This window comes from Streptomyces violaceusniger Tu 4113, assembly GCF_000147815.2.
GTDB lineage: Bacteria > Actinomycetota > Actinomycetes > Streptomycetales > Streptomycetaceae > Streptomyces > Streptomyces violaceusniger_A.
This window is the reverse complement of sequence record NC_015957.1, coordinates 3,501,780-3,523,487: the sequence shown is the minus strand read 5'-3', so window position 1 is coordinate 3,523,487 and position 21,708 is coordinate 3,501,780. Positions and strand designations below refer to the sequence as shown.

22 protein-coding genes and 2 pseudogenes are annotated in these 21,708 nt (G+C 71.4%); 5 read left to right on the top strand and 19 right to left on the bottom strand.

Annotation, left to right across the window (positions count from 1 at the left end):
• Positions 1 to 22 precede the first annotated feature (22 nt).
• From STRVI_RS15110 to STRVI_RS15035, 16 genes are all read right to left on the bottom strand, one after another.
• Positions 23 to 343 (bottom strand): EthD family reductase, encoded by a 321-nt coding sequence (locus STRVI_RS15110; protein ID WP_014056524.1) that lies wholly within the window; start codon positions 341 to 343, stop codon positions 23 to 25.
• Positions 344 to 399: 56 nt separating this feature from the next.
• Complete coding sequence (locus STRVI_RS15105) at positions 400 to 777, bottom strand: hypothetical protein (RefSeq protein WP_014056523.1); 378 nt, start codon at positions 775 to 777, stop codon at positions 400 to 402.
• Complete coding sequence (locus tag STRVI_RS15100) at positions 774 to 1,142, bottom strand: nuclear transport factor 2 family protein (RefSeq protein WP_043235940.1); 369 nt, start codon at positions 1,140 to 1,142, stop codon at positions 774 to 776. The genes STRVI_RS15105 and STRVI_RS15100 overlap by 4 nt, the downstream gene beginning before the upstream one ends.
• A gap of 204 nt (positions 1,143 to 1,346) precedes the next feature.
• Positions 1,347 to 1,970 carry a TetR/AcrR family transcriptional regulator gene (locus STRVI_RS15095; RefSeq protein WP_014056521.1) on the bottom strand — a complete coding sequence of 208 codons (624 nt, stop codon included), beginning with the start codon at positions 1,968 to 1,970 and terminating at the stop codon, positions 1,347 to 1,349.
• Positions 1,971 to 2,060: 90 nt separating this feature from the next.
• Positions 2,061 to 3,209 carry an acetyl-CoA C-acetyltransferase gene (locus STRVI_RS15090; RefSeq protein WP_014056520.1) on the bottom strand — a complete coding sequence of 383 codons (1,149 nt, stop codon included), beginning with the start codon at positions 3,207 to 3,209 and terminating at the stop codon, positions 2,061 to 2,063.
• Between the two features lie 29 nt (positions 3,210 to 3,238).
• Entirely contained in the window at positions 3,239 to 4,030 is a 792-nt protein-coding gene (locus STRVI_RS15085) for an enoyl-CoA hydratase/isomerase family protein (RefSeq protein ID WP_014056519.1), read from the bottom strand.
• Entirely contained in the window at positions 4,027 to 4,806 is a 780-nt protein-coding gene (locus STRVI_RS15080) for an SDR family NAD(P)-dependent oxidoreductase (RefSeq protein WP_014056518.1), read from the bottom strand. The genes STRVI_RS15085 and STRVI_RS15080 overlap by 4 nt, the downstream gene beginning before the upstream one ends.
• Entirely contained in the window at positions 4,803 to 5,579 is a 777-nt protein-coding gene (locus STRVI_RS15075; RefSeq protein ID WP_014056517.1) for an SDR family oxidoreductase, read from the bottom strand. The genes STRVI_RS15080 and STRVI_RS15075 overlap by 4 nt, the downstream gene beginning before the upstream one ends.
• A complete protein-coding gene (locus STRVI_RS15070; protein WP_014056516.1) occupies positions 5,576 to 6,808 on the bottom strand; it encodes an acyl-CoA dehydrogenase family protein in 1,233 nt (410 codons plus the stop codon). Before STRVI_RS15070 ends, STRVI_RS15075 begins: the two co-directional genes overlap by 4 nt.
• 37 nt (positions 6,809 to 6,845) lie before the next feature.
• Positions 6,846 to 7,820, bottom strand: coding sequence for a phosphotransferase family protein (locus STRVI_RS15065; protein WP_014056515.1), 975 nt, complete (start codon positions 7,818 to 7,820; stop codon positions 6,846 to 6,848).
• Positions 7,817 to 9,019 (bottom strand): acyl-CoA dehydrogenase family protein, encoded by a 1,203-nt coding sequence (locus STRVI_RS15060; RefSeq protein ID WP_014056514.1) that lies wholly within the window; start codon positions 9,017 to 9,019, stop codon positions 7,817 to 7,819. Before STRVI_RS15060 ends, STRVI_RS15065 begins: the two co-directional genes overlap by 4 nt.
• Before the next feature lie 126 nt (positions 9,020 to 9,145).
• Positions 9,146 to 10,291 carry a thiolase family protein gene (locus tag STRVI_RS15055; protein WP_014056513.1) on the bottom strand — a complete coding sequence of 382 codons (1,146 nt, stop codon included), beginning with the start codon at positions 10,289 to 10,291 and terminating at the stop codon, positions 9,146 to 9,148.
• Complete coding sequence (locus STRVI_RS15050; RefSeq protein WP_014056512.1) at positions 10,288 to 10,671, bottom strand: Zn-ribbon domain-containing OB-fold protein; 384 nt, start codon at positions 10,669 to 10,671, stop codon at positions 10,288 to 10,290. The genes STRVI_RS15055 and STRVI_RS15050 overlap by 4 nt, the downstream gene beginning before the upstream one ends.
• 5 nt (positions 10,672 to 10,676) lie before the next feature.
• Positions 10,677 to 11,465: an enoyl-CoA hydratase/isomerase family protein gene (locus STRVI_RS15045; RefSeq protein WP_014056511.1), complete on the bottom strand. Its 789-nt coding sequence runs from the start codon at positions 11,463 to 11,465 to the stop codon at positions 10,677 to 10,679.
• Positions 11,466 to 11,559: 94 nt separating this feature from the next.
• Positions 11,560 to 12,741, bottom strand: coding sequence for an acyl-CoA dehydrogenase family protein (locus STRVI_RS15040; protein WP_014056510.1), 1,182 nt, complete (start codon positions 12,739 to 12,741; stop codon positions 11,560 to 11,562).
• A gap of 127 nt (positions 12,742 to 12,868) precedes the next feature.
• A complete protein-coding gene (locus STRVI_RS15035; RefSeq protein ID WP_014056509.1) occupies positions 12,869 to 13,669 on the bottom strand; it encodes an SDR family NAD(P)-dependent oxidoreductase in 801 nt (266 codons plus the stop codon).
• A 98-nt stretch (positions 13,670 to 13,767) separates the two neighbouring features.
• Between STRVI_RS15035 and STRVI_RS15030 the strand changes: the two genes are divergently transcribed.
• A complete protein-coding gene (locus STRVI_RS15030) occupies positions 13,768 to 14,808 on the top strand; it encodes an NAD(P)-dependent alcohol dehydrogenase (RefSeq protein ID WP_014056508.1) in 1,041 nt (346 codons plus the stop codon).
• Between the two features lie 127 nt (positions 14,809 to 14,935).
• Positions 14,936 to 15,679 carry a glucose 1-dehydrogenase gene (locus tag STRVI_RS15025; RefSeq protein WP_014056507.1) on the top strand — a complete coding sequence of 248 codons (744 nt, stop codon included), beginning with the start codon at positions 14,936 to 14,938 and terminating at the stop codon, positions 15,677 to 15,679.
• A 74-nt stretch (positions 15,680 to 15,753) separates the two neighbouring features.
• Here STRVI_RS15025 and STRVI_RS15020 read toward each other — a convergent pair whose 3' ends face one another.
• Positions 15,754 to 17,073, bottom strand: a complete 1,320-nt coding sequence (locus tag STRVI_RS15020) for an MFS transporter (RefSeq protein ID WP_014056506.1) — start codon at positions 17,071 to 17,073, stop codon at positions 15,754 to 15,756.
• A 417-nt stretch (positions 17,074 to 17,490) separates the two neighbouring features.
• On the opposite strand from STRVI_RS15020, the gene STRVI_RS15015 reads away from it, so the two are divergent.
• From STRVI_RS15015 to STRVI_RS15005, 3 genes are all read left to right on the top strand, one after another.
• A complete protein-coding gene (locus STRVI_RS15015) occupies positions 17,491 to 18,693 on the top strand; it encodes an acyl-CoA dehydrogenase family protein (RefSeq protein ID WP_014056505.1) in 1,203 nt (400 codons plus the stop codon).
• A complete protein-coding gene (locus STRVI_RS15010; RefSeq protein WP_014056504.1) occupies positions 18,690 to 19,718 on the top strand; it encodes a phosphotransferase family protein in 1,029 nt (342 codons plus the stop codon). Before STRVI_RS15015 ends, STRVI_RS15010 begins: the two co-directional genes overlap by 4 nt.
• Positions 19,719 to 19,828: 110 nt before the next feature.
• Complete coding sequence (locus tag STRVI_RS15005) at positions 19,829 to 20,599, top strand: SDR family NAD(P)-dependent oxidoreductase (RefSeq protein ID WP_014056503.1); 771 nt, start codon at positions 19,829 to 19,831, stop codon at positions 20,597 to 20,599.
• A 329-nt stretch (positions 20,600 to 20,928) separates the two neighbouring features.
• Here the strand turns inward: STRVI_RS15005 and STRVI_RS55945 are convergent.
• Positions 20,929 to 21,159, bottom strand: a pseudogene (locus tag STRVI_RS55945) (hypothetical protein); the annotation flags it as partial.
• Between the two features lie 18 nt (positions 21,160 to 21,177).
• A pseudogene (locus tag STRVI_RS55940) lies at positions 21,178 to 21,280 on the bottom strand (hypothetical protein); the annotation flags it as partial.
• Positions 21,281 to 21,708: the final 428 nt, after the last annotated feature.

The following is a 21,708-nucleotide window of genomic DNA, read 5'->3' as shown; positions in this document are numbered from 1 at the left end:
CGCGCCGGGCGGCCCGGCATCCTCAGGCGGCGAACAGCTCCGCCTCGTGTCCCATGACCGCGATCCGGCGGCCCTTCATGTCGCCGACCTGGGCGACGGCCTCGGCCCACTCGGGGCTCGCGAGGGCCTTCCTCAGGTCCTCCGGGGAGTCGAAGCCGAGCACGGAGATCCCGTCCCAGCCCTCGGAACGCGGCTCCAGAGCGGTGTCGATGTCGGTGTGGCGCCAGGCGCGCAGCCCGGGCAGGCGGTAGGTCAGCTCCGCGTGGTCGCCGCGCCACCAGGTGATGAACTGTTCATGCGTCCACTCCGGGGGCCGGGCTGCCAGCAGGACGAGGTTGTACATGACGGTGCTCCGCACGGGGTCGGGGGGATGGGGGTGGTGAGCGGGTCCGATACCGCTCAGGTGAAGCGGATCTCGGATGAGCGCCCGATCAGCAGGCGCCGCAGTCGGCCTTCGCCGTTCACCTGCCCGGCGGCGACGAAGCTGGCCTCGGGGACGCCGGCGCGTCGTACCTCGCCCAGGAAGAGCTCCTCCTGGCCGAGCGTGGTCGCCGAGAGCAGATGGTGGGTGCGGGTGCCCTTCTCGCGCTGTTCGAGATAGCCGACGAGGGCGGCGCGGTCCCCGGCGAAGTCGGTGGCGTTGCCGTCGCCGGTGGAGAACAGGATGGACAGCGAGAAGTCGTCGCTGATCAGGTCGAGGATCCGGGACGGCTCGTCACCGTCCAGTATCTCGAACCACGCGGTGAGGAAGGGGGCCGCGGCCGGGGTGTCCGTCATGCCCGGCTCCCGTCGTTCGCCCAGTCGACCAGTTCGAACGAGGTGGTGAAGAAGGACTGGTAGCGCGACAGGAGCCCGCCGGGCGAGATCACCGCGGCGGAGAGGAAGGAGCCGGTGTACCGCCCGCCCTCCGTCACCACCCCGTACACGGTCTCGACGTCGCCGTCCCGGCTGTGGCGCAGGATCTCATGCGACCGGTCCTTGGGGTTCCGGCCGGCGATGTAGGCGGCGAAGTCCTCCTTGGATTCGCCGGTGACCTCACTGCCCGGCAGGGCGATGAGGAAGCGGAAGTCGGGTTCGAGCAGGTCCAGCGTCCGTTCCGGATGGTCGCTGTCCATACTGGCCATATACGTGCGCAACGTCATGACTGCGCCCTTTCGATGGGTGGCCGAGGGCTCCCGGGGACCCGGGGCCGCCACGGCGGCCTCCAGATCAACCTGAGTTCAGTTCAATTCAGGTTGGATGCTAATCCCGGGGAAACACGGCTGACAAGAGTCCGTACGAAACATGAAACGGCCCCCGGCGGATATCCGCCGGGGGCCGGAAGCGACAGGGGGCCGCTCAGGGGGTCAGGTGGCGACCATGCGTACGCAGGCGCCCTCGATCAGTTCGCCGACCTCCGACAGCGGCGTCGGCCCCGAGGGCCGGTACCACCGCCAGACGCTGACGATCAGGCCGAGCACGCCCGAGCCCAGCAGTTGCGCGTCCCGGAGCGGGAAAGCGCCCATGGACATGCCCCGGACCAGCAGGTTCGTCCAGTTCCGCTCGACGAGCTGGACGAGCTTGCGGGCTTCGACGCGCTCGGCCTCCTCCCGCTTGGACTTGCGCGTGCCGGAGAGCAGATCCATGTGGTTGTGCAGGATCCGCATCTGCAGGACCTCTTGGTCCGAGACGTCGTAGGCCGCGCGGACGGCCGCCCGGAGCGCCTCGGTCGGGTCCTCGACGCCCTCGGTCGCCTCCGTGAACTTGTCGTGGGACCGCTGGAGCTCCAGCCGCATGATGGTCAGCAGGCAGTGCGTCTTGGACTCGAAGTAGTGGTACAGCGCGGTCTGCCCGATGCCGACCCGCTCCGCCACGGTGGACCACTTGGTGGCCTCGAACCCCGTCTCGCCGAAGCAGTCGACGGCGGCCGCCAGGATGGCGGCGCGCTTGGACCTGGGTCCCGCTTCCGGTTCAACGATTCTCGTCGCCATGCCTCGTCTCCTGGCTGCAGCCCACCGTGTCCGTACCCGAGAGTAGCCCCAAGCTGAACTCAGTTGCCAATCGACGTGAACAGAGCCGGGTCAAAGGCGCTCCAGCACGGTCGCGTTCGCCATGCCGCCGCCCTCGCACATCGTCTGCAGACCGTAGCGTCCCTGGGTCCTGCGCAGTTGGTGGACGAGCGTGGTCATGAGGCGGGCGCCGGTGGCGCCGAGCGGATGGCCGAGCGCGATGGCGCCGCCGAAGGCGTTGACCCGCTCCGGGTCGGCGCCGATCTCCTTCTGCCAGGCGAGGACGACGGAGGCGAACGCCTCGTTGATCTCCACCAGATCGATGTCGCCGATCGACAGCCCGGCCCGGTCCAGGACCTTCTCGGTGGCGGGGATCGGACCGGTCAGCATATGGATCGGATCGGAGCCGACGACGGCCATGGTGTGCACCCGCGCGAGCGGGGTCAGGCCATGGCGGCTCACCGCCTCCTCGGAGGCGATCAGCAGGGCGGCGGCTCCGTCGGAGATCTGGCTGGAGACGGCGGCGGTCAGCCGGCCGTCCTCGGTGAGGGTCTTCAGCCCGGCCATCTTCTCCAGGGTGGTGTCGGCGCGCGGGCCCTCGTCTGCGGTGAGTCCGAAGGCCGGGGTGATCTCGTCGTCGAAGGCGCCGTCGGCCTGGGCGGCGAGGGCGCGCTGGTGGCTGGTGAGCGCGAATTCCTCCATGTCCGCCCGGGAGACGCCCCACTTCTCGGCGATCAGTTCGGCCCCGCGGAACTGGGAGACCTCCTGGTCCCCGAAGTGCTCGCGCCAGCCGTCACCCGCGTACGGGCTGCCCATACCGGCCTGTTCGCCGACGGTCATGGGGCTGGCGATGGGCACCAGACTCATCACCTCCACCCCGCCGGCCACCACCAGATCGGCGGCCCCGGAGCCGACCGCCTGGGCGGCGAAGTGCACGGCCTGCTGGGAGGAGCCGCACTGGCGGTCGATGGTGGTGCCGGGGACGTGCTGCGGCAGCCCGGCCGACAGCCATGCGGTGCGTGCGATGTTGCCGGTCTGCGCGCCGATCTGGCTGACGCACCCGAAGTACACGTCGTCGACGGCGCCCGCGTCGGCTCCGGTGCGCTCCAGCAGGGCGCGCAGCGCATGGGCGCCGAGATCGGCGGGGTGCACGCCGCTGAGCGTGCCTTTGCGGCGGCCGACGGGGGTGCGGACGGCTCCGACGATGAATGCTTCCGACACGGTGGGGCTCCAGGGGTTTCGGGGAGGTGTCAGGTGCTGGGGGCGGCGCGGGTGAAGTCGGGTGCCCGCTTGCCCAGGAAGGCGGCGACGCCCTCGCGGCCCGCGGCGGAGGCGGCCGCGGCGGCGATCGCATGGGCCTCGCGGTCCAGGTGCGTGCCGAGGTCCGAGGTCAGCCCGGTGGCGACGAGACGGCGGGTGGCACCGAAGGCGGCGGTGGGGCCGCCGCACAGCGTCTCGGCCGTACGGACGGCCTCGGCGGTCAGCCGGTCGGGGGCGACGACCCGGCTCACCAGGCCGATGGCCTCGGCTTCCGCCGCCTTGCTGCGGCGGTTGGTCAGCAGCAGGTCCAGGGCCCGCTTGGGGCCGACGAGCCGGGGCAGGAACCAGCTCACCCCGGCATCCGGTGAGTAGCCGATCCCGGTGTAGGCGGTGGTGAACGAGGCGTTGTCGGCGGCGAGGGTCACATCGGCGGACGCGGCCAGGCCGATGCCCGCACCGGCGACGGCGCCCTGCACGGCGGCCACCACGGGCGCGTCGCCCGCCGCGAACGTGCGCAGGGCCTCGTGGAGCGCGCCGGTCACCGCGATGAGGTGCTTTTCCAGCGCCTCGCCGGAGAGCCGGGAGAACTCCCCGAGATCGCCGCCGACGCAGAAGGACTTCCCCTCGCCGGTGAGCAGCACGGCCCGTACCGACTCGGTGGCGCAGGCCCGGGCCGCGTCCAGCAGTCCGCGTGCCATCTCCAGGTCGATGGCGTTGCCCGCCTCGCCGCGGCGCAGGGTGACGCGGGCCAGACCGTCCTCGATCTCGATGCCGACCCTCATCGCGCGGTCCATCCGCCGTCGACGGTCAGGACCTGCCCGGTGCAGTACGAGGATGCGTCCGAGGCCAGGAACAGCAGCGCGCCGTCGAGTTCCTGGGCGTCGCCGCCGCGCCGCAGCAGGGTGTTGCGCTCGACCCAGCGGCTGGAGCGCTCGTCGTCGAAGAGGTCGGCGGTCATCTCGGTGCGGAACCAGCCCGGGGCGAGCGCGTTGACGCGGGTTCCGCCCGGGCCCCACTGTCCGGCCAGCTCGCGGGTCAGCCCGATCAGCCCGGCCTTGGACGCCGCGTAGCTCGCGCCGCCCAATGGGGCGGCGGTGACCAGGCCGAGGATGGAGGAGACGTTGATGACGCTCCGGGGCGGCGTGCCGTCCCCGGCGGGTGCCTCCGCCACGAGACGTGCCAGGTGGAAGGGGGCGGTGAGGTTGACGCCGAGGACGTCGGCGAAGGCGTCCGGGGATTCGTCCTCGGCGCGGGTCTCGCCGGACGTGGCCGCGTTGTTGACCAGGATGTCGATGCGGCCGGTGGTGGTCCGCGCGGTCTCGATCAGCCGCGTACGGTCGGTGGCGAGCGAGACGTCGCAGGCGACGGGGTGGATCGTTGCGTCGGAGTCGGCGAGTTCCTTCAGCCGGTCGATCCGCCGGGCGGCGGCGAACACGGTGGCGCCGGCCTGCGCGAGGACGGCGGCGAAGCGTGCGCCGAGCCCCGCGGACGCGCCGGTGACCACGGCCGTCCTGCCCTCGATCGAGAACAGCTCCGCGGCGGGTCGGGGCGCGCTCATCCCTCCACCCCGATCGGCAGGGCGGTCGCGCCACCGTCGAGCACCAGGGTCTGGCCGGTCATCCAGGAGGAGGCGTCGGAGGCCAGGAACAGCGCCGCATGGGCCACGTCCTCCACCGTGCCGAGGCGCCGCAGCGGCAGCTTGGCGGTGAGGATCGGCTCGCGGACCTCCCACACCGCCCGCGCCAGCTCGGTCTTGATCAGGCCGGGGGCGATGGCGTTGACGCGCGCGTGCGGCCCCAGTTCGTAGGCGAGCTGCCGGGTCATATGGAGCATGGCGGCCTTGGTGGCGTTGTAGTAGCCGATGTGCGGGTCGACGATGAGCCCGCCGACGGAGGCGATGTTGACCACCGCTCCCCCGTGTTCGGCCAGCCAGGCGCGCCAGGCGCACCGGGTCCAGGCGATCATGCCGTACTGGTTGACGCGGACGGTCTTCTCCGCGCGCGGCAGGTCCAGGTCGAGCAGATCGCCGTGGTACGGGTTGGTCGCCGCGTTGTTGACGAGGAGGTCGAGGCGGCCGAAGCGGGCCATGGTCTCCTCGACACATTGCTCGGCCTGCTCGGGTTCGCCCGCGTTCGCCACCACCGTGTGCACGTCGCCGTCGCCCTTGACGCGCAGCAACTCCTCGCGGGCCTCGGCGAGTCCGGCCGGTTTACGGGCCGCGATCACCACGTGTGCGCCGGCCGCCCGGTAGGCGGTGGCGATGCCGAGGCCGATGCCACGGGATCCGCCGGTGATGACGGCCACCTTGCCGTCGAGGCTGTTGGCGCTCACGCCGCCCCCGTCTCCGTGTCGGTCTTCTTCTTGTAGTGCGCGAGTTCCTGGCGGGCCACCGTCCGCAGATGGACTTCGTCGGGGCCGTCGGCGATCTGCAGCGCCCGGGTGATGGCGTACAGCCGGGCCAGTACGGTGTCGTCGCTGACCCCCGCCGCGCCGTGTGCCTGCACCGCCCGGTCGACCACCTTGTGGGCGACCTCCAGCGCCGCGACCTTGATGGCGGCGACCTCCATGCGGGCGGCGGCGTTGCCCACGGTGTCCATCAGCCAGGCCGATTTGAGGACGAGGAGACGCAGTTGCTCGATCTCGATGCGGCTGCGGGCGATCCACTCCCGGACCACTCCCTGGTCGGCGAGGGGCCCCCCGAAGGCGGTGCGTTCGGTGACGCGCTCGCACATCAGCCGCAGGGCGCGCTCGGCGAAGCCCACGGCGCGCATCGCGTAGTGCATCCGGCCGGGACCGAGCCGTCCCTGGGCGAGCGCGAAGCCCTCGCCCTCCCCTCCGAGGATGTTCTCCGCCGGGACGCGGACGTTCTCGAAGAGCACATCGCCGTGTCCGAGCCGGTCGGTGTAGCCGAACATCGGCAGATCGCGCAGGACGGTGACGCCCGGGGTGTCCCGGGGGACGAGCAGCATGGACTGCTGCCGGTAGGTGGGCGCGTCCGGGTCGGTCTTGCCCATCAGGATGATCAGCTTGCAGTCGGGGTCGAGGATCCCGGAGGTGTACCACTTGCGGCCGTTGACGACGTAGCTGTCGCCGTCGCGGGTGATGCGGGTGCGGATGTTGCGGGCGTCGGAGCTCGCCACCTCCGGCTCGGTCATGGCGAAGCATGAGCGGATCTGGGCGTCGAGCAGCGGGCGCAGCCAGCGTTCCTGCTGCTCGGGGGTGGCGTACAGGGCGAGCAGCTCCATGTTGCCGGTGTCGGGCGCCGAGCAGTTGAACACCTCGGGGCCGATGATGGAGCGGCCCGCCAGCTCGGCGAGCGGCGCGTATTCGAGGTTGCTGAGCCCCGCGCCCCAGTCGCCGTGCGCCATGAAGAGGTTCCACAGGCCCTCGGCGCGGGCCTTCTCCTTCAGCTCGGCCATCACCGGCGGCAGGGCGTGCGGGTCGTCCCCTTCGGCCAGTTGCCGGTCGTACGTCGCTTCCGCGGGGAAGACGTGTTCGTCCATGAACGACCGCATGCGGTCCTGGAGTTCACTCGCCCGTGGCGAGTATCCGAAATCCACGATTGCTCCTGTTCGGTGGGGGCGTACCGGTGCCGGATCAGCCGAGGATGTCGCGGGCGGTGCGGATCATCGCGGCGATGGTGGGCGGCAGGCGTTCCTGGTCCGGGTCGTGGTGCTTGCCCTCGCGGTGCCGGCGGAGGTTGTGGCCCATGATCGCGGCCATCTTCATGCGGCCGAGGGCCCGGAACCAGTCCATCGCGGGCAGCGCGGGCCGCCCGTCGCGGTAGGTGTCCAGCAGTTCGGCCTCGCCGGGCAGTCCGGGCACGGCGTGTCCCAGTTGCGGGAAGTTGCGGTGGTCGGCGAAGAGCAGGAACCAGCCCAGGTCGATGCGCGGGTCGCCGACGCTCCAGATCTCCCAGTCGACGACGGCCACGGCTCGCTCGCCCACGCACAGCACATTGCCGAGCCGGAAGTCCCCGTGCAGCAGCACCGGCGGAAGGCCGTGGGGTACGCCGTCGGCGAGACGCGCCAGCAACTCCTCACCGCCGGGCCGCAGTTCGGCGGGAACGGCCCGCAGGGTGCGGCTCCACCGCTCCAGCTCACCGGCGGCGTCCAGCGGTGCGGGCGCGTCGAGCCCGGGCGTGTCCACATCGGTGCCGTGCAGTCGGCGCAGGACGGAGGCGATCTCCAGCATCCGGGCGCGGGCCGTCGCGGGGTCCACCTCGTGGTCGTCCAGTACCGGCTCGACGGCCTCCCCGGCCGCGAAGTCCATGGCGAACCAGGCGGGTTGGGTCTCGTCGACGGCCACGACGCCCGGTACCGGCACCGTGGATCCGGCCAGCGCGCCGAGCACCCGTGACTGGCGCAGGACGTCGTTGCGTCCGACGGGCCGCTGCCCCGGAGGCACCGCCTTGACGACGTACCGGGCATCCTCCACCGCGACCTCGTACGTCAGCCCGGAGTGGCCGCCCGGCAGCACCGTCAATTCGCCGACCGTGGCTCCCGGGTGGTGGCGGGCGAGCCGGTCGCGGACCCGGGCGGCCAGCTCCGGCACCTCGGTGGCCATGCTCATCGGACGGGCTCCTTGGGCAGGCCGAGTACGCGCTCGGCGAGGATGGTGCGCTGGATCTCGTCGGTGCCGCCCGCGATGCTGTAGCCGGGGGCGCCGAGGAGGTGTTCCGTCCAGGCGTAGGTGCCCCACTGCCCCGTGTCCGCCACGAGGCTCGGCCCCAGCAGTTCGGACACCAGGTCGCTGGTGCGCCGCATGGTCTCGGTGGCGTACAGCTTGCCGACCGATGCCTCCGCGCCCGGTTCGCGCCCGGCGACGAGGGCGGCGGTCACCCGCAGCCCCATGAGTCGCTGGACGAGGGTGCGGAGGTGGAGGTCGGCGGCCCGCTGCTGTTCGCTCCCGGTGAGCGGGCGCGACAGGTTTCCGGCCAGGTCCAGCGCCCGGTCGGCGTTGTCCAGGCCGAGGCTGCCGGAGTCGAGCCGTTCGGCGGCCAGCACGCTGAGCGTGACCCGCCACCCCTCGCCGACCGGCCCGAGCCGGTCGGTGTCGGGCACCCGCACACCATCGAGGTAGACCTCGTTGAAGCTGGTGCCACCGGTCAGCTGCCGGATGGGCCGTACGGTGACGCCCGGCGCGTCCATGCGCACCAGGAAGACGGTGATGCCGGCGTGCTTGCGGACGTCCGGATCGGTGCGGCACACCGCCACGCCCCAGGTCGCCACGCGGGCCCCGGAGGTCCACACCTTGTGCCCGGTCAGCACCCAATCATCGCCCTCGCGCACCGCCCGGGTGCGCACCGCGGCGAGGTCGGAGCCCGCCTCGGTCTCCGAGAACAACTGGCAGGCCAGCTCGTCGGTGCGCAGCATGGGCACGAGCCAGCGGCTCTTCTGTTCCTCGGTGCCCCACAGGCCGATCGCGGGGGCGACGAGCGCTTGGGTCACCGGGAAGATCTCGGGGCGGTGCGGTACGTCGAAGGCCGCCTCCTCGCCGCGGTAGAGCTGCTCGTAGTACGCGGGCAGCTCTCGGCCGCCGTACTCCTGCGGCCAGTTGAGCGCGGACCAGCCCTGGTCGTAGCGGGTGCGTTCCCATTCCTGGACGCGGGCGGTGTGCTCGCGCTCCTGCTCCTCGGTCCAGTTCTCGAATACGGCGACGGAGTCGGAGCCGCTGCCCCACTCCCCGTCGGCGGCGCGGGGCCGGGCCACTCCGGCGAGCCACGTCCGGGCCTCGGCGCGGAACTCATCGGGTTCCGGGATACCGCTCATCTCTTCCTCCACCTCCGATCGGGGGGCCGTTCAGCGGGACATTCCGCCGCACATTCGGCGGGACATTCCGCCGCACATTCGGCGGGACATTCCGGCGGACATCCGGCGCAACTCTCAACGGGACCTTCAACGGGACAGGACCGTGCAGGCGCTCACGCCGGGGGCGCCGTACACATGGGTGAAGCCGATCCTGGGGCGGTCCGGGACCTGGCGCTCACCGGCCCGGCCGCGGAGCTGCTGGACGACCTCGTAGACCTGGCGCAGACCCGAGGCGCCGATGGGTTCGCCGTTGGCGATGCAGCCGCCGTCGGTGTTGACCGGCAGCGTTCCGTCGATCGCGGTGGCGCCGGAGGCGATCAGCCGCTCCTGCTCGCCGTCCTCGCAGAATCCGCACTCGGCCATGTGCATGACCTCGGCGCCGCTCTCGGTGTCCTGCAGTTGACAGACGTCGACATCGCCGGGGCCGAGCCCCGCCTCCTCGAAGGCGGCGGCCGAGGCGTCACGGCTGACGCTGGTCGGTGTGCCCCCGGGAATCCACGGGCTGAACACCTCGAACGAGCCGAAGCGCCGGGTGCGTACGGCCGCCGAGCGCAGGGTGACCGGTGTGCCGTCCATCGCGCGGGCGGCCTCGGGCGAGCAGAGGACCAGCGCCGCCGCGCCCGCTCCCGGGGAGCAGAACATGAAGCGGGTCAGCGGATCGCTGACCATGCCGGATTCCAGGATCTCCGCGGCGGACACCGGTTCGCGCCGCCACGCCTCGGGGGTCAGACCGCCGTTGCGGTACGCCTTCTCGGCGACCAGGGCGAGGGTCCGCGGGGTGATCCCGTGGTCGTGCATATAACGCTGGATCTTCATGCCGAAGAACTGGGTGGTCACCATCAGCCCGTCGCTGCCGTACTCCGCGCCCAGGCCCCAGTCCTCGGGCCTGGGATCGAAGGCGCCGCGCGGGTGTTTGTCGAAGCCGACGGCGAGGACGACGTCCGCCATACCGGAGCGGATCGCGTTCACGGCGGAGACCAGCGCGCTGCCACCGGTGGCGCAGCCGTTCTTGACATTGACGAACGGCAGCCCGGTCAGGCCGAGTTGGGTCACCAGGGTGTCCGCGAGGCCCGCGCTGTCGCTGCCGCCGAACGCGGCCCGCACCCGCGACCACGCGATCCCGGCGTCCGCCAGCGCGGCGTTCACGGCGGCGACGGCGAGCTGCCGGCCGGTCGTCTCCGACCGGCCGAACGGGGTGCGCCCCGCGCCGCAGATCAGCACATCGGTGCTCAAGAGCCCTCCTCGCTCGGGGGTGTGGGCCTGGCCCGGGGCACCCCGGGACCGGCGGTCACGGAGAGCGGCATGCCGATACGGACGGCGTCGAGGTCGTCGACGTCGAGGACGGCGGCCACCCGCACGCCCTCCGCCAGCTCGACATAGCCGAGCGCGAACGGCTCGAAGCCTCCGGGCGGGGCCTGGTAGGGCGGCGATTTGGGGGCGTACCGCTGCACCGTCCAGGTCCACAGCGTGCCCGTGCCCTGGAGGGCCGCCGGTTCGGCCGGCCCTCCGCAGCGCGGGCACGTGTCGTCCGCGGGGTACACCGTCACCGAGCAGCCGGAGCAGCGTGCGCCCTGGAGCCCGCCGGCGGCGGAGCTCCGCGGATCCGTGGTCATCCGGATCAGCGCCCCTGCCACTTGGGTTCGCGCTTCTCCAAGAACGCCGACACGCCCTCGTTCGCGTCCTCGGAGTTGAGCGCCACACCCACGGCGAGGTGCTCCATGACCATCAGCGACTGGGTGTCGGCGTCCAGGCTGCGGTCGATCGTCATCTTCGTGAGCCACATGGTGAAGGGGCTCTTGTCGGCGAGGTGGCTGATGAACTCCTCGACCGTCGCGTCCAGCTCCTCGGCCGGTGCCGACTTGTTGATCAGGCCGAACTCGGCGGCCTCGATGCCGGAGAGCAGCTTGCCGGTGAGCATCAGCTCCTTGGTCTTACGGATGCCGATCATGCGCGGCACCCGGTAGATCGGACCGGCGCCGCCGAAGAGCGCGCGGCGGATGTGGAAGTCGCCGATCTTCGCGTCGTCGGCGGAGATGGCGAAGTCGCAGGAGATCATGATCTCGAAGCCGCCTGCGGTGACATGGCCCTCCAGGACCGCGACCGAGGGGGTCTTCATCGAGTACAGGCGGTCGCACACCTTCGCGGACTTCACCGCGACGTCGATCGCGTTCGACTTGCCGACGTACTCGGCCTTCAGGCTGTCGAGGTCGAACCCCGAGCAGAACGTGCCGCCACGGCCGCGCACCACCAGGACCCGAAGCTCGGGGTCCTCGTCCACCTCGGTGATGATCTCGTCGAGCCGGTCCAGGATCGGCACGGTGACGCAGTTCTTCTTCCACGGACGGTTGAGCCACACACGGGCGACGTGGCCGTCGCGCTCGAACTGGATCTCTTCTTCCGTTGTCATCCCTCACCCCTCTGAAACTGAACTGAATTCACTACAACTTTGATTCCAGAGCCGCACCGTGTCAAGCCCTTGATCGAGACATACCCATTCGAGTTCAGGCAGCGGGGCGGCTGGCGAGGCCGACGAGCCCGGCGAGCCGGGTCCGGTGCTGGTCCGCCGTGCCGAACAGCACCTCGGCGCCGCGCGCCCGGCGCACGTACAGATGAGCCGGGTGCTCCCAGGTGAAGCCGATCCCGCCGTGCAACTGGACGTACTCGGCCGTCGCCAGGCGGAAGGTCTCGGAGCAGACCACGGCGGCGGCGCAGGCGGCCACCGGAAGCTGCGGCGAGGCGATGGCGGCGCAGGCGGTCGCGTACGCGGACCCCGAGCGCGCCGCCTCCAGCGCCACCAGCACATCGGCCAGCCGGTGCTTGACGGCCTGGAAGGACCCGATGGGGCGGCCGAACTGGTGGCGCTGGGCCACGAAGGCGACGGTGCCGTCCAGCGCGTGCCCGCTGCCGCCGACCTGCTCGGCCGCGAGCGCGGCCCGCCCGATGTCCAGCGTGGCCGAAACCGTGCCCTCGGCCTCCTCCGCCGTGCCCACGGCAGTGGCCGGGGCACCCATGAATTCCACCAGCGCCTGGCGCCGCGTCTCGTCCAGGACGCGGCGCGGAGTCCGCCGGCAGGTGTCGGGGGCAGGCTCACAGGCGAAGATCCGAGGCCCGGCGGGCGTTCCGGCCCGGACCAGGAGCAGATCCGCACCGGCCCCGTCGAGCACGAAGTCCGCCCGGCCACGCAGCACCCAGCCGTCGCCCCCCTGTTCCGCGGTGACGGCGAGCCCGCGGGACCGATCGGGGCCACCGGGCCGACCGGGGCCGCCGGGGCCGAACCCGGCCACGGTGGCGGTGAGCGTGCCGTCGGCGATCCGGGGCAGGTAGCGCTCGCATGCCGTACGGTCGCCGCTGAGCAGGAGGGCGTGTGCGGCCAGGACCACTGTGGGGAGCAGCGGCGCGCAGTACAGGGCGCGTCCGGATTCCTCCAGGGCCACGGCCAGTTCGGCGAAGGTGAAGCCCGACCCGCCGTACTCCTCCGGAACGGCCAGGCCGTGGACGCCGATCTCGCCCGCGAGCCGTGCCCAGAGCGCTTCGTCGTATCCGCGCGGGGTGGCCAGATGCTTGCGCACCTCCTCGACGCCACTCGCCTCGGCGTAGAGGTCCCGCAGGACGGTACGCAATTGTCGCTGTTCGTCCGTTTCGGACAGTAGCTGGGGGTCGACCTCGGGGTGGCGACGGTGCATGGGATCTCCATCGTGCTCGTACGGCGGGCGAGGAGCGCAAGAACTGAACTCAATTCATGACCGTAGGCATGGGACTCCAGGCAGGCAAGACCATCCGGCGCCAGGATCGGGGCGGGCCCGGATCCGCTCAGGCGGTGAACCGGCCGCCGTTGGCGAGCAGCACCGCGCCGACGAGGTTCGCCGCGGCATCGCTCGCGAGGAAGAGGACGATCTCGGATATCTCCTCGGGCGTCGCGTACGGGCGCACCCGCGGGTCGGCGAAGGCCGACCGCAGCGCCTCGGGAGTGCGGGCCGCCATCCCCGTGTCCGTCGGCCCCGGGGCCACCAGGTTCACGCGGATCCCGGACGCGATGACCTCCTTGGCCACGGCCTGGGCCAGGGCGTGCACACCCGCCTTGGAGGCGGCGTAGTGCGGGTAGCCGACGGGCGCGTCGAAGGCCGACGACGATCCGATCACCACGATCGCCCCGGCCTCGCGGGGCCGCATGACCCGCACCGCGGCGCGCAGCACATGGAAGGTTCCGTCCAGGTTCACGCGCAGGACCCGCCGCCAGGAGGCGTCGTCGAGGGAATCGGTCAGCTCGACCGGTCGGCCTTCGACGGCCGCGTCCGCGATGCGCCGCTTCGCCTCCGGATCGTCGACCCCCGCCGCGTGCACCAGGACGTCGAGCCGCCCGTGTCGGTGCAGTACATCCTGGAAGGCACTGTCGACGCCCGCCGCGTCCGTGACGTCGAGTGCGACCGCCCGGGCCGCGGGCAACTCCTCGGCGACGGCCGCCGCGCCGTCGCCGTTCACGTCCGCCAGGACGACGGCCCGCGCCCCTTCCGCGGCCAGTTGCCGGGCGACCGCCGCGCCCATGCCCGAGGCGGCTCCCGTCACCATCGCGACCCTGTCGGCGAACCTCCCCGTGCGGGCCTCTTCGCTCATCGCACCGATCCCCTTCCGTTGCTGCAACCATCTATTGAACCGACTTCACCTCTGTTACCGTGGCAGCCGCAGCGCTGACAAGACCCGGGACGGTGAAGATGAGGGCACTGCGGCTGACGGCCTGGGGCGAGGCTCCGGCACCAACAGATGTCGAGCGGCCCGTTCCCCACGGCGCCGAGGTGCTGGTGCGGGTCGAAGCCGCCGGCCTGTGCCGCTCCGATCTGCATGTCATCGACGGTGCTCCGGGCGCGCTCCCCTACCGGCTGCCGTTCACCCTCGGCCACGAGGTGGCCGGGCAGGTCACGGCCCTGGGGCCCGCCGCCGACGGGGTGCGCGCAGGTGACCGCGTGGTGCTCTACGGGCCGTGGGGCTGTGGCTCCTGCGCGCGGTGCGCCGCGGGCTCCGACAACTACTGCGATCGGCGGAACACCCTCGCCTGGCACGGGGCCGGACTGGGCCGGGACGGCGGAATGGCCGAGTATCTGCTCGTCCCCTCCGCCCGCCATCTGGTGCCGATCGGCGACCTGCCGGCCGACCAGGCCGCCCCGCTCTCCGACGCGGGCCTGACGTCCTACCACGCCGTGACCGGGCTCCGGCACGCCCTCGGCGAGGGCACCACCGCCGTCGTCATCGGTGTCGGCGGGCTCGGCCATCTGGCCGTCCAGGCCCTCCACGCGACCACCGCGAGCCGCGTGCTGGCGGTGGATGTCCGCGAGGACGCCCTGGCTCTCGCGGACCGCTCCGGCGCGGACTTCGGCACCCTGATGCGACCGGACACCGCCCGCGTCCTGAGGGCGCGCAGCGGTGGCGTGGGAGCGGACGCCGTATTCGACTTCGTCGGCGCCCCACAGACGCTGGAACTGGCGACCGGCGTCCTGCGCCCCGGCGGCGAACTCGCCGTCGTGGGAAGCGGAGGCGGCAGCCTGACGGTGTCCAAGCCGGGTGTCCTGCCACCCGGCTTCCGGCTCTCACTGCCCTTCTGGGGAACGCGCCAGGAACTGGCCGCGGTCGTCGCGCTGGCACATTCGGGGGCGCTCCACGTCGAGACGGAGCGCTTCCCGCTGTCCGCCGCCGCGGAGGCGATCGACCGGCTTCGCCGGGGCCAGGTGCGGGGCCGGACCGTGCTCGTACCGGACTGATCACATTCGCGGTGGACTGATGGCTCCGGCTCATGGACGCGGAGCTTATGGACGCGCGAGCGCGCGGACTCACGGATGCGCGGGCTCACGGACACGGCAACTCACGGTTGCGGAAGGGAAGTTCAGCATGCGCTTCACCGGAAAGGTAGCGATCGTCACCGGCGGTGCCCGGGGCATGGGTGCCACGCATGTACGGGCGCTGGTCGCGGAGGGCGCCCGGGTCGCCGTCTGCGACCTGCTGGACGACGAGGGAGCGGCCCTGGCCGATGAACTCCCCGACACACGGTACTGCCACCTCGACGTCACCGACGAAGCGCAGTGGCGGTCCGTCGTCCGCACGGTCGAGGACACCCTCGGCCCCGTGGATGTCCTGGTCAACAACGCGGGGATCATGCACTACGGCGGTGTGGAGCAGCAGTCGCCCGAGCACTTCCGCCGGATCGTCGACGTCAATCTGGTGGGCGCGTTCCTCGGCATGCACACCGTCCTCCCCGGCATGCGCGACCGCGGCCACGGGGCCGTCGTCAATGTCTCCTCGGCCGCCGGCATGACGGGTTTCGCCGGTGGCATCGGCTACGTGGCGAGCAAGTGGGGGGTGCGCGGGATGACCAAGGCCGCCGCACTGGACATGGCGGGCAGCGGGGTGCGGGTGAACTCCGTCCACCCGGGTGTCATCCGTACGTCCATGGGTGAGACCGCCTCACCCGCGCTCTTCGCCCATCAGCCGGTGCGGCGCATCGGGGAGCCCGAGGAGGTCACCCGCATGGTGCTCTTCCTCGCGAGCGACGACGCCTCGTACACGACGGGCGGGGAGTTCCTCATCGACGGCGGCCAGACCATCGGCCACGGCGGCCACTCCACCGCGGATTAGAGCGGCGCTGGGCTCGCGGCCGTGCGTGGCGGCGCCGTGCGTGGCGGCCTGCCGCCGCCACGGCCGAACACCTTCTAGACATCCTTGCGGACGGTGAGCAGGGAACCGATGCCGATCAGGCAGACCAGCATGACGAAGAACGCCGGGGAGAGCAGGTTCCCGGTCCGGTCGACCAGGAAGGCCGCGATATACGGAGCCGTACCGCCCGCGAGGACGGTGCCGACGTTGTACCCGATCGCCATACCGGTGTAGCGGACCCGGCGTTCGAACAGATGCGGCCACAGACTCGCCGCCGGGACCTGCACGAACGCACTGCTCAGCATCAGGAGCAGATACGCCAGACCGGCCAGCGCCAGGCTGCCCTGGCCCATCAGCAGCATCGCGGGGTAGGCGGTCACCAGGAAGCCCAACAGCCCGCCCATCAGGACGCGCCGGCAGCCGAACCGGGCGGCGAGCCGGCCGGCCGGCACCATGAGCAGCACGGTGACGAGCACGACACCCGCGGACAGCCAGTACACCAGCGTGGTGTCGTATCCCAGGTTGGTGGTCAGGTAGATGCCGATGTACGTCAGCCCGAGGAAGATGGCGCCGCCCTGTGCCATGGCCAGGCCGACGGACTGCAGCAGCGCCGTACGGTGAGTGGCCAGGACCTCCCGGATCGGAGCCGCGGGGATGTCGGCGCGCTGTGCGGCCTCCTTGAATTCCGGGGTGTCCTCGATCCGCAGCCGGGCCCACAGGCACAGGAGGGTGAGCGGCACGGCCATCAGGAAGGGCAGCCGCCAGCCCCAGTCGCCCATCTGTTCCTTGGTGGTGAGGGCGGAGATCGCTCCGGCCGTCGTGGCCGCGAACATGAACCCGAGATTGGACCCGATGGGCGTGACGGAGCCGAGGAAGGCCCTGCGCTGGGGTGGCGCCGACTCGTAGATGTAGGTGTAGGCGCCGACCGACTCGCCACCCGAGGAGATGCCCTGCACCAGCCGGGTGATGAACAGGAGCACCGCGGCGAACACGCCGATCTGGCTGTAGGTCGGCAGCAGTCCGGTGAGGCTGCTGGCCACCCCCATGCACAGGACCGAGGAGACCAGCGCCTTGCGACGCCCCCAGCGGTCGCCGATCCATCCGAAGAAGACGCCGCCGATCGGCCGCACCACGAGGCCGGTGGCGAACACCGCGAGCGCCGCCAGCGTCGAGGCCGCCGGATCGTCGCCCGGGAAGAACTGCGGAGCGATCGCCACGGCGAGATAGCCGTAGACGCTGAAATCGAAGTACTCGATCAGGGTGCCGATGCTCCCGGCGAGCATCGCGCGGCGCACCGTACGTGGATCGTACGACGCCGACTCCTCCGCCGGCGCGGGCTCCTCCCCCGGCGGCGCGGGCTGCTGTGTGGTGCTCATGATCCGGCTCCCTTCCCCGCGGCATGGTCCGGTACCTTGCCGACGCCCGGGACGCTACAGAACTGAACTCAGTACAGCTAGCCGTCGCACACGAGTTTTCTCCGGGGGCGCGGCAGAGGCCATGGGCACGATCAGGCACGCAGGCCGGAAGGGCTCCATGCATACGGCGCACGACCTGCGATTCAGCCAGCAGCGGCGGGCCGCGCGAGACGGTCACCGTATCGGCACACGCCCGACCGGTTGAGGATCTGAATTGGATTCGGTTTACTCGTAAGGGGCGGGGTGTGCCGGGTGCGGTGCCCGCGCTTCGGACCAGCTTCGCGTCGTGGGTACGCGGTCGCGCGCCCACGAAGCGAAGTGTCGCCGTACAAGTAGGTCGCCGTACACGTAGGCAGTAGCCAAGCTCGGGAGTGCAACGTGCCCATAGGGTTCGAGATCGATGAACGGGTCGCCGGGATCGCACGGCACACCACCGAGTTCGTACGGGAGGTGGTGATACCCGAGGAGCAGGCGTGTGATGGCAACGTCCATGCCGGGCCGGAGCCGCTGCGCCGCCGACTCCAGGACGCGGCTCGCGAGGCGGGGGTGTTCGCCCCGCACGTCGGCGCCGAATGGGGCGGACTCGGACTGGACCTGTGCGGACAGGCAGTGGTGTTCGAGGCGGCCGGGTACTCGCTGCTGGGGCCCCTCGCGCTCAACTGCGCGGCTCCCGACGAGGGCAATACGCATCTGCTCGAGGTGGTGGCCACGGAGGAGCAGAAGGAGCGGTATCTGCGCCCGCTGGCGGCCGGTGAGGCGCGCTCGTGCTTCGCGATGACCGAACCGGCGCCGGGCGCCGGCTCCGACCCGCGTGCGCTCACCACGACCGCGACGAAGATCGACGGCGGCTGGCGGCTCGACGGCCGCAAGTGGTTCATCAGCGGCGCCGACGGGGCGGCCTTCGCCATCTGCATGGCCCGCACCAGCGGCGGCCCCGGCGACCCGGGCGGCGCGACGATGTTCCTCGTCGCCGCCGACAACCCCGGCATGAAGATCGTCCGGAATATCGACACTCTGGACCAGGGCCTCTTCGGCGGGCACAGCGAAATCGCCTTCGAGGGCTGCGAGGTCGCGGACGATGCCGTACTGGGCGAAGTGGACGAGGGCTTCGCGTATGCCCAGGTACGCCTCGGGCCCGCGCGCATGACCCACTGCATGCGCTGGCTCGGAGTGGCGCGGCGGGCGCAGGACATCGCCCTGGAGCGCGCCGCGGACCGTTCGGCCTTCGGCAAGCCGCTGGCCGAACTGGGCATGGTGCAGCAGCTGCTGGCCGACTCCGAGATCGACATCGAGACCAGCCGGGCCGTGCTGTGGCGGGCCTGCTGGGAGCTGGACCAGGGACGCCCGGCCGCCCAGCACACCTCGATCGCCAAGACCTACGTCTCCGAGGCGGTGAACCGGGTGGTCGACCGGGCCGTCCAGATATGCGGTGCGCTCGGCATCTCGGGGGACGCCCCGCTGTCGCGGCTGTACCGCGAGGTGCGTCCGTTCCGTATCTACGACGGCCCTTCCGAGACCCATCGCTGGGCCATCGCCAAGCGCGCGGTGCGGGCGGCGCGGGAGCGGCGGGGCACCCGGTGACCGGCTCCGGGACGACGGTGGCCGGCGTCGACGTGGCCGCGTTGCAGCGCTACTTCGAACGAAACGTACCCGAGTGCGCGGGCCCGCTCACGGTCACGCTGCTGCAGGGCGGGCGCTCCAATCTCACCTACGCGGTGACCGACGGGGCACACCGGTGGGTGGTGCGCCGGCCGCCACTGGGGGTGCTGACACCGACCGCACACGACATGGACCGCGAATACCGCGTCGTCGCGGCGCTCGGCGACACCGCGGTGCCGGTCGCCCGGGCCGTGCTGTCGTGCACGGACCCGGAGGTGATCGGGGCGCCGTTCTGCGTCGTCGACTTCGTGGAGGGCACGGTGCTGCGCGACGGCGACGAGGCCGCCGCGCTCCCGCCCGACGACGCGCGGCGCGCCGCTGACGCGCTGGTGGACGCCCTGGTCACGCTGCACTCGGTGGACGCCGCCACCGTCGGGCTCGGCGACTTCGGCCGGCCCGACGGCTATCTGGAGCGCCAGGTGCGGCGCTGGCGTGGTCAGTGGGACAAGGTCGCCACGCGGAGCCTGCCCGACCTCGACGCACTGCACGGCAGGCTGGCCCGTTCGCTGCCCGCGAGCGGCGCCCCGGCCATCGTGCACGGCGACTACCGCCTGGACAACGTCATCCTGGCACCCGGCGAGTTCGGGCGTATCGCCGCCGTCCTCGACTGGGAGATGGCCACGCTCGGCGATCCGCTCGCCGACCTCGGGATGCTGCTCATGTACTGGGACCGGACCTGCGAACCGGTCCTCGCGGCGCGCCATGTCCCGACGGCCAATTCCGGTTTTCCCTCGGGCCGCGAGGTGGCCGAGCGATACGCCGAGAAGTCCGGACGGGACATCGGTGGCCTGCCCTTTTACCAGGCGCTGGGCTGTTTCAAGCTCGCCGTCATCGCGGAGGGCATCCACGCCCGCTATTCGGCGGGACAGACGGTCGGAACGGGATTCGAGCGGGTCGGCTCCGCGGTGCCCGCGCTGCTGCGCTCGGGGCTGGAGCTGCTGCCGTGACCGCTGACAGCGGAGATGCCACGGCTGACACCGGAGATGCCACGCGAGAGGCCATGCCAGATGCCACGCGAGTTACCACCCAAGGTGCCACGCAAGACGGAGGAGAGCCCGTGCGAGACCGACTGTCCCGACAGATCGCCCTGGTCACCGGCGCGACCGGCGGTATAGGAGCCGCCGTCTCGCGGCGGTTGGCCATCGAGGGCGCCACGGTGGTGGTGACCGACGTGGACGCAGACCGCTGCGAGCAGCTCGCGGAGGAGCTGACGAAGGAGCTGGCGGCCGACGGAGCGCGGGCGTTGGGCCTCGCGCTGGACGTGAGCGACGAGGAGGCGTGGCGCGGCACGGTCGAGCGCGTGGTCTCCGAACTGGGCGGCCTGTCCGTGCTCGTCAACAACGCGGGTATCGCCCAGATGCGCACCGTGGAGACGGAGACCCAGGACTCCTGGGACAAGGTCATCGCGGTGACCCAGGGCGGTGTCTGGCTCGGCATGAAGCACGGTGGACCCGCGATCGAACGCTCCGGGGGCGGCTCGATCATCAACATCGCGTCGATCTTCGGCACGGTGGGCGGCTTCGGCAGCCAGTTCTCGTACCACGCGGCGAAGGGTGCGGTGCGGCTGATGACGAAGAACGCCGCCCTGCACTGGGCCACGCGCGGCGTCCGCGTCAATTCGATCCATCCCGGTTTCATCGAGACCCCTCTCTCGCGCGAACTGTGGCGGGGCACTCCCCGTCACAGCGCGATGGTCGAGGGCACCCCCATGGGGCGGCTCGGCACTCCGGACGAGGTCGCGGGGGCCGTCGCCTTCCTCGCCTCCCAGGACGCGAGCTTCGTGACCGGCTCCGAGCTGTACGTGGACGGCGGCTGGACGGCACGCTGACGCCCCACCACCCGGTCGCGGGGACGACGCCCCACCACCCCGTCGCGGGTACCACGCCCCACCACCCGGTCACCGCGGACGAGCCAGGTGGCGGGGCGGGGAGCGCTCAGTCCGTCGCCTGTGACGCCCTCGTCTGTGCCGCCTCCGCCGTCGCCGTCACCGTCGCGGTGGCGGTGGCGGTGGCGGTGGCGGTGGCGGTGGCGGTGGCGGTGGCGGGTGGCGGTAGCTGTGTCCGCGGCGGTCAGTCCGAACATCAGGGCCGAGGCGATGCCGCCCGCGTAGGCGCGGTGCCACAGGCCACCGGTGTCCGACCCAGCAGCGAGGAGTCCGTGGAGCGGTTCATCGTCCCCGCGCAGGACGCGGGCCCGGTCGTCGATGCGCACACCGTGAAAGGGGAAGGTGATGGCCGGTACCGTCTCGATCACGTAGTACGGCGGTTCGTCGAGGGGAAGGCGGTCCAGTTGTCTGCCGGGCACCGCCTCCAGCCCCGCCGCGGCGTCTTCGTAAGCCGCCGGTCGCGATGAGCGTGGAGCCGGCACACACGCGCATGCGCGTGCCATCGGCCGGCCTCAGCTCCGCCCCCGTCACGCCCCCGTCCTCGACCACCAGCCGTTCGGCACACGTCTCCAACCAGCAACGTGCCACCGCCTTCGCGGATGATCCGACGACAGGTGTCGACATACTGATGGGTGTCGAACTGGTGCCCGCGACCGAAACCGAGGACGCGCTGCGCGTCCTTGATGTCCACGTCGAGCGAACGAATCCATTCGACGCCTTCGGGAAACCGATCCACGAGGGCGCGCTTGAGCACGGTGTCTCCCCATGGATTGTGCTGGTCCATGACGTCGTGGCTCGGCGCGGTCCACGCGTAACCCGCGACGCGCGCGGAACCGCCGGCGTCCGCGGCGATCTCCACGACCATGACGGACAGACCATTGCGAACGGCACGGGCACCGGCGGTCAACCCCGCCATACTCGCACCGATGACCAGCAGGTCCACATTCTCCACGCGCACGTGACTCCCCTCCGGCGATGAGCTCGACGGCTCGCCAAGGGCGACGACACATCCTTGACGACCCTCCCAGCGAAACCAAATCCAATTCAACACA

Coding starts and splice junctions, on each gene's coding strand:
- STRVI_RS15110 (WP_014056524.1), bottom strand. CDS start 343: ATGTACAACCTCGTCCTGCTGGCAGCCCGGCCCCCGGAGTGGACGCAT.
- STRVI_RS15105 (WP_014056523.1), bottom strand. CDS start 777: ATGACGGACACCCCGGCCGCGGCCCCCTTCCTCACCGCGTGGTTCGAG.
- STRVI_RS15100 (WP_043235940.1), bottom strand. CDS start 1,142: ATGACGTTGCGCACGTATATGGCCAGTATGGACAGCGACCATCCGGAA.
- STRVI_RS15095 (WP_014056521.1), bottom strand. CDS start 1,970: ATGGCGACGAGAATCGTTGAACCGGAAGCGGGACCCAGGTCCAAGCGC.
- STRVI_RS15085 (WP_014056519.1), bottom strand. CDS start 4,030: ATGAGGGTCGGCATCGAGATCGAGGACGGTCTGGCCCGCGTCACCCTG.
- STRVI_RS15080 (WP_014056518.1), bottom strand. CDS start 4,806: ATGAGCGCGCCCCGACCCGCCGCGGAGCTGTTCTCGATCGAGGGCAGG.
- STRVI_RS15065 (WP_014056515.1), bottom strand. CDS start 7,820: ATGAGCATGGCCACCGAGGTGCCGGAGCTGGCCGCCCGGGTCCGCGAC.
- STRVI_RS15060 (WP_014056514.1), bottom strand. CDS start 9,019: ATGAGCGGTATCCCGGAACCCGATGAGTTCCGCGCCGAGGCCCGGACG.
- STRVI_RS15050 (WP_014056512.1), bottom strand. CDS start 10,671: ATGACCACGGATCCGCGGAGCTCCGCCGCCGGCGGGCTCCAGGGCGCA.
- STRVI_RS15045 (WP_014056511.1), bottom strand. CDS start 11,465: ATGACAACGGAAGAAGAGATCCAGTTCGAGCGCGACGGCCACGTCGCC.
- STRVI_RS15040 (WP_014056510.1), bottom strand. CDS start 12,741: ATGCACCGTCGCCACCCCGAGGTCGACCCCCAGCTACTGTCCGAAACG.
- STRVI_RS15035 (WP_014056509.1), bottom strand. CDS start 13,669: ATGAGCGAAGAGGCCCGCACGGGGAGGTTCGCCGACAGGGTCGCGATG.
- STRVI_RS15030 (WP_014056508.1), top strand. CDS start 13,768: ATGAGGGCACTGCGGCTGACGGCCTGGGGCGAGGCTCCGGCACCAACA.
- STRVI_RS15025 (WP_014056507.1), top strand. CDS start 14,936: ATGCGCTTCACCGGAAAGGTAGCGATCGTCACCGGCGGTGCCCGGGGC.
- STRVI_RS15020 (WP_014056506.1), bottom strand. CDS start 17,073: ATGAGCACCACACAGCAGCCCGCGCCGCCGGGGGAGGAGCCCGCGCCG.